Raw genomic sequence first — 6,980 nt, forward strand, 5'->3', positions numbered from 1 at the left:
AGGCAACAATAAGCGATTGAAAGCCGCCATTGAAAAGGCTAAGAGAGGCGATAACGTTACGATTGCTTTCATTGGCGGCTCCATTACTCATGGAGCTGGAGCAGACCCGCTCCATACGTCCTGCTATGCTCACCAAACATATACCGCTTTTAAAGAGATGTTCGGTAAGGACGGAGGTAATCAGATTCGCTTTATTAAAGCTGGCTTAGGCGGTACGCCTTCTGAACTGGGCATGATTCGCTATGAGCGAGATGTCCTGAGAAACGGAACGGTTCAACCGGACATCGTCGTCGTGGAGTTTGCCGTCAATGACGCTGACGACGAGACGAAAGGGATTTGCTACGAGAGTCTCGTACTGAAAATCCTGGCCGCCGCCAATTCGCCTGCCGTCATTCTGCTGTTCAGCGTGTTCGAAAACGATTGGAATCTGCAGGAACAACTTTCTCCTGTAGGCTATCATTATGATCTTCCCATGGTAAGCGTGAAGGATGCAGTTACAAAACAATTTCAAAAGTCGAAGGACGAGGGCAACATCATTTCCAAGTCGCAATTTTTTAGCGACATCTATCATCCGACAAATATGGGACATCTCATCATGGCCGACTGCTTGCGCTCGCTATTCATGGAGACCGATCGTTGCGCACCTAATCAAGAGGAAATCGTCCTCGACAAACCACCGATGTTCGGCAACGATTTCGCCGAAGTTCGTTTGCTGGATAGAGACAATGGTTCTAGTGTAGCAAAGATTACGGAAGGCAGTTTCTACGCATCCGATACCGAACTCCAATTCGCGGAGATGGATGATCATCCATACGGCACAGCCCAATTCCCCGACAACTGGATGCATACATCTGAATCCGGCAGCGACAGCTTCACGATGACGATTCACTGCAAAAGCCTGCTTCTCATTTATAAAAATTCCGGAAGCAACGACTTCGGAAACGCCGATATTTGGGTTGACGRCAAGCTTGTGAAGGTGGCGGAGTCCCAAACCGTCAAGTGGACGCGTTGCCACGCCCTCATTTTATTTCGGGAGCAGCAATCGAAAGAGCATACAGTAGAAATCAGAATGGCGTCAGAGCATGAGAGCAAGCGATTTACAATTCTTGGTTTCGGCTTCACACAATAGTCACTCGCAGCTCATTTTGCATTGAGAATTTCTTATTACTGATCTTTTCACCTGCATATTCAAAAAAGCATATTTAGGGAATCGCCTACATCATATAAGCGACATTTCTATATATAATAAATGACCATACAACATGAAAGCCCTTCTAGCCCTGATATAACCGGGCAGAAGGGCTTTCATGTTGTATCGAATCGCATGATCACCTAAGCAAAGAAAGCTTTACGATATTCTTGCTTTTAAACGTTTATGCTATCTGCTGACCAACTTGTGGTACGATCCTTTCGGCAGTTGTTCCTTGTCGAACAGCAATGGCCAATTTTTGCGCCCTCTGACTGGGAAGTTGTCCAACCAAGTATAATCGTCCGCGGCCCCCCAGAACGTCACGCTCGTCAGCACATTGCTATATTCGCAGAACAGCTGGAATAACTCGGAATACCTATCCTCCTGAAGACTCATCATCTCGGAAGTAGGCGATATCAGATCGGTTCGCTTATCTTCAAACTCGAACACCGACACGTCCATCTCCGTGATATGCAGTTTGAGCCCCAGCGAAGCATAACGTTCAATTGCAGTTCGGATATCGTGCAGTGACGGATGGGATAGATTCCAATGCGCTTGCAGTCCGATACCATGAATTGGCACGCCCTTCTCCTTCAGAGATTTTACCAGTCTATAAATTTTTTCCCTCTTCTCAGGTACGGACTCGTTATAATCGTTATAGAACAACAGCGCTTCGGGATCGGCTTCATGCGCATATTCGAACGCCTTGGAAATGAATTCCTCACCCACGATGTCGAGCCATTTGGACGAACGAAGTTGTTCTTCGCTACTATCAGATATGGCTTCATTCACGACATCCCATGCATAAATTTGACCCTTATAACGCCCAACCACTGTATTGATGTGGGCTTTCATTCGCTCCAACAGCGTATCGCGATCAACTAGACCTCCAGTCTCATTCTCGAACACCCAAGCAGGCGTTTGATTATGCCAGACCAGCGTATGCCCTCTTACTTGCATTCCGTTTACTTTCGCGAAATTCATTATTCGATCCGCATCCTCGAAAGTATATTGGTGTTCTGCAGGATGCAAACGCTCGAACTTCATCTCATTTTCAGCCGTTACACTATTGAAATGATAAGCCAACAACTCGCGTTGTGTGACCAGCGTCTTCATATTTACAGCTGCACCAATTAAAAACTGCTGACTAAACGATTTATGAAGTTTTAAAGATCCTTCATATCGGGAATTGTCCATTTCTCCGATCGCCTCCTCTTCATGTATAGGTTGACTTTAAACTTAATTTGATTGCCGATTTAGAAGAATATAGCGTTTTCCAGGTAATATGGGAAAAGCTTTTATTGTTCGTATGGATAATTTGTTACTTTGATTCATAATCGAACCAGTCAAAATGGGCAAGCGACTCCGATTTGGCGCCATTTCCGGTCGCATACAAGGCGAAGAGYACGCCAGTAAATCCGCCAGCCACTTCCGTTGCAAGAAGAGAGGTCTCTCCATGGCCGAACCAGAATGGTTCTCCGTTGCCATCAGAAAATCCGAAAGCATACAGGTCGCGATTTGCGCTCACATGAAGCACGATAGAATCGAACGGCCACGGCGCCTCGTTCTCGATCTTCCACAAGCTGCCAAGCTTTCTACGGAAAATTACTTTGCACACGCCAGCAATACGAGTCACAGCAATCTCATAATGGAAGCGATCGTTCATATAAACGGTAATGCCCGCTTCCTCTCCGTCACGCTCAGGTGCAAATTCCATATGTGTAGACACGCTGCAATCGAAATGCTGTTGTCTTCTCGCTAGAAATGCAGGCGCTCCGATTTCATTCAACGTCGTCTCGTTGCCCTGCAGCGTTAGACAACTATCCTTCTCGCTAAGGGACCAGTTATCCGGGTTGGGTGAACGCATAAAATTCCAATACGGTGCAAGCGCCGCCGCATCGAAGTTGTCCCGAACTGGGGCAGCGGCTACAGGCAGCAACGGAAGATTGCCTGCCGGCATCGTCTCGCTGACCGTTCCGTTATCGCCAATGATCGGCCAACCCTCTTCCGTCCATGTGACGGGAGAAAGAAACGTCTCTCTGCCGAGATGGTGTTTATTCGGATAGCCATGCGGCCTGATGCCAAGAAATACAGCCCACCAGTCTCCGTCCGGCGTTTGAACGAGGTCTGCGTGTCCCGTTGCATGAATCGTTTTTGACTGGCTGCGATGGGTTAAGATTGGATTGTGCGGACAGCTTGCGAAAGGTCCATTCGGACGTTCGCTTCTAGCGATCGTTTCCATATGGCCGTATTCGGTGCCGCCTTCGGCAATCATTAAATAGTACCAACTGCCGACACGATAAATATGCGGTGCTTCCGGGTACTGGCCTCCTGTTCCCGTCCAGAGGAAAGCAGGATCAGTCAGCCTTTTGCCGGTTTTCGGATCAATCTTGCTTTGATAGATGCCAGGCCCCTGATCCCCGTGAGCAGAGGAAGTGAAATACAATGTTCCATCCTCATCGAAGAACAAATCTGGGTCTATGCCGGGATGGTCGACGAATATCGGATTCGACCATTCCCCGCGCGGATCATTCGTATGTACGAAGAAGTTACCGCCGGCGGTAACGTTCGTCGTCACCATATAGAACGTTCCGTTATGCTCACGGATCGTAGGCGCGAATATGCCGCCGGAGCTTGGTGCACGGCTTAGATCGAGCTGCTCGGTCCTTGTCAAAACGTGACCGAGCTGCGTCCAATTCACAAGATCCTTGCTGTGGAACAGCGGAACACCCGGAAAATACTCGAAGGAACTCGTTACGAGATAATAATCATCGCCAAAGCGACAGACGCTTGGGTCCGGATGAAAACCGCTTATAACCGGATTGTTATAATTCAAGCAAGCGCACTCTCCTTATCGTTGCGAAATTAGTTAAATCAGACTCACATAGCGGAAGTAATCGAAATCAACGAAACCGCCAGCTTGCTTCGTGGCGTAATTGTACAGCCCGAATCGGTAGCCCATAAAGTGTTCAAGCCTATATTGCATATGAAACGGATCTCCGATCACAACCCAATTCACTCCGTCCGAGGAATAGCGGAACCAGGCAATATCCTCGCGATCGCCATTATCGAACTGGCACTCTATTTGCAAATAGATTTGGTCGCCCTCATACTTTACGCGTTCAACTGTGATTTCGCCTTGACCGTCGTCCACTCTGCCATTGACGCACATTGCTACGTAAAAATCGCCGTTGTCATCGACCTGAATACCGACCGAGCCGAAAGCATATTGCAGCGACACTAACCCTGCACGGTCGCCCGGTTTCATAGCCTTGATGTCCATAAACGTTGTACCGACACATGCCGGACCTTCTGTACGCTGTGTTAACGTATTGCGGGCAAATTCTACGCTATTCGTGATATGACCCGTCGTTAGGCGCAAGCAGCCCGGTCGCTCCGTTACCGACCATTTACCATTGTCGGGATTATGATTCCATTGCCAATGAAGCGCTAGACGATTCTCCCCGTAATCAAACTCATCACTGATGACAAGCGGCTTTGTCTCCGAGCTGGGCAGCTTCACTTCGAACGTCTTAGGCGCTTTGCCCTGTTGCCCCAGAACTGGCCAGTCATTATCCCAAACGACCGGCAGAACGCATGGAATACGGCCAACGGCCCCGTGATCCTGGAACAGTACCGCATACCAATCCCCTTCTGACGTATCAAAAATGCCACCTTGTGCGATGCCATTGTTGCGATAATCCATTTGATCATCGAGTACTAGCTTGTGCTCGTATGGACCGAGCAGATCACGTGAACGATAGCATAGCTGTCTGCGGCGCTTGTTACCTGCATTTGGCCAATCGATGAAGAATAAATAATAATAACCATTGATTTTGTAGGCATGGCAGCCCTCGGCACGAAGCATAATTCCGTCTCGTTCCGTCTCGAGCAGCAATTGATTGATGCCGTCCGGCTTCAGAGCAGTTGCTTTCTCAGACAGCTCTGTAATTCGAATATCGCCATTGCCGTGGAAGACGAACACACGGCCATCGTCGTCGAACAGTATGCTCGGATCATGGTGAAGTCCTTGAATAACGCTTCGTTCCCATTTCCCGTTCTCGATATCCTCAGTCGTATACACATAGAACTGATTCATATCCAGACTCGAGAAACACACATAAAAGATACCGTCGCGATAGCGTAAGCTGGCAGCCCATGATCCCTTGCCGTAAATGCCTTTACCGTCAAGCAAATTGTGCGCGTCATTATCCTCGAACGTCTCGTATACGTAATTAACAAGCTCCCAATTCTGCAGGTTTTCGGACTTCATAATCGGACAGCCTGGCATCGAATGCATGCTTGTACTTACCATATAGAAGGTCGATCCTACACGGATCACGCTCGGATCCGGAACGTCTGCCCAGATGACCGGGTTCGTTATTGTCGTATTGTTCATCGCTAGCTCCTCCTAGTAAGGCTGGATTAGTCCATCATCCAACCAGTCTAGCCTGTATGCGCCTCGGCAACAACCCGTCTATCTATAGGTTTTCCTACACAAATTATAGGCGGTACTTTTTATACTTTTATGGTCGTGCTTGCCCAGATGGATCGACGACGGCCCAGAATGCCGGCTTCGCGTGGAGCTGCTTGTCGAACAGGAATGGCGCGTTGGTACGCGTCACCGGGAAGCTGTTCAACCACGTATGGTCGTCCGCGATGCCCCAGAATACGACGCCGCTAAGAATGTCCTTATTGTTTCTGAAAGCCTCAAACAGCTCGCGATATCGATCCGCCTGCTTCTGCAGCAGGTCAACCGGTATATCGCTGCCAACATCGCTGCGATCGTTCCATGCGTAGAGACTCATATCCAGCTCGGTAACGAGATTATCAAGACCTAGCTCAGCAAACTTCTTCATCGATTCGATAATAGAATTCACCGTCGGCCCGAATAGGTCGATATGGGTCTGATGACCGACACCATCGATCGGTACGCCTTTATCCAGCATTTCCTTCACAAGCTCATACAATCGGTCTCGCTTCGCCGGATTGTCCGTTCCGTAATCATTAATGTACAGCTTTGCCTCGGCTCCGCCCGCTTCGCGTGCCGCTCGGAATGCCGTCTCGATAAAGTCTGTACCCGTTATCTTATACCATTCGCTAGCTCGCATCCCGTCCGGATCGGCTGGCTCTATTACTTCATTGACAACGTCCCATGATTGGATATCGTCCTTGTATCGTTCGACAATTGTGCGGACATGCGTATCGACTCGCTGCAGCAGCAGCTTTTTGTTCGCTTCGCGCTTAGCCACGTCTGTCTCCTCAACCATCGGCTTGCCCTCCGCATCCTTAAAAAACCAAGCGCCGACCTGACTATGCCAAAGCAAGGTATGGAAGCGCACCTCCATGTTGTTTTCTTTCGCGAACGCTACGATTCGATCCGCATTCCCCCAATTGAATTTACCTTCCGTAGGTTGAATCGCATCGGGCTTCATCACGTTCTCCGCAACAAGCCAATTCACGTGCTTCTTGAGCATCTCTGCCTTTAGGCCCTCCATCTGGGCCGGCTCGATGGCAGCTCCGATCGGGAAGTAATCAGCGAATGTCTCCGCAAGCGATGGAATATCCTGCTCAACCGATGGTTCCGGCGTCGGAGTTGGCTTCAAGGTTGGAGCCGGAGTCGCTTCAATCGTGCTTGTAGGCTGGCCATCTTCAGTATTGACGCTGCCAGCAGGTGCTTCCGTCTGAAGCGCAGCCGTTTCATTCACTGATTCCGCTTGATGCTTATTGAGAATAAGCACAGCAACAACCGCAATTAAGGTGACAGCAGCTATAATGCTGTATATTAGCT

Annotated in this window: 5 protein-coding genes; 1 reads left to right on the plus strand and 4 read right to left on the minus strand. The window is 49.0% G+C overall.

Annotated elements, in window-relative coordinates; all coding sequences use genetic code 11:
- Nucleotides 1-1,129, plus strand: a 1,129-nt coding sequence (locus AC1DSE_RS26960) for an SGNH/GDSL hydrolase family protein (protein ID WP_477528477.1), incomplete at its 5' end; no start/stop codon positions are given.
- Nucleotides 1,130-1,378: 249 nt separating this feature from the next.
- Here the strand turns inward: AC1DSE_RS26960 and AC1DSE_RS26965 are convergent.
- The 4 genes from AC1DSE_RS26965 to AC1DSE_RS26980 all read right to left on the minus strand — a co-directional run bounded on the left by AC1DSE_RS26965 (nucleotide 1,379) and on the right by AC1DSE_RS26980 (nucleotide 6,975).
- Nucleotides 1,379-2,386 (minus strand): endo-1,4-beta-xylanase, encoded by a 1,008-nt coding sequence (locus AC1DSE_RS26965; protein ID WP_477508872.1) that lies wholly within the window; start codon nucleotides 2,384-2,386, stop codon nucleotides 1,379-1,381.
- A 124-nt stretch (nucleotides 2,387-2,510) separates the two neighbouring features.
- Nucleotides 2,511-4,025, minus strand: coding sequence for a glycoside hydrolase family 43 protein (locus AC1DSE_RS26970; protein WP_477508873.1), 1,515 nt, complete (start codon nucleotides 4,023-4,025; stop codon nucleotides 2,511-2,513).
- A 33-nt stretch (nucleotides 4,026-4,058) separates the two neighbouring features.
- Nucleotides 4,059-5,588 (minus strand): glycoside hydrolase family 43 protein, encoded by a 1,530-nt coding sequence (locus tag AC1DSE_RS26975; RefSeq protein ID WP_477508874.1) that lies wholly within the window; start codon nucleotides 5,586-5,588, stop codon nucleotides 4,059-4,061.
- Between the two features lie 127 nt (nucleotides 5,589-5,715).
- Nucleotides 5,716-6,975: an endo-1,4-beta-xylanase gene (locus AC1DSE_RS26980; RefSeq protein WP_477528478.1), complete on the minus strand. Its 1,260-nt coding sequence runs from the start codon at nucleotides 6,973-6,975 to the stop codon at nucleotides 5,716-5,718.
- Nucleotides 6,976-6,980: the final 5 nt, after the last annotated feature.

Source organism: Paenibacillus sp. 01L418 (genome assembly GCF_056400045.1).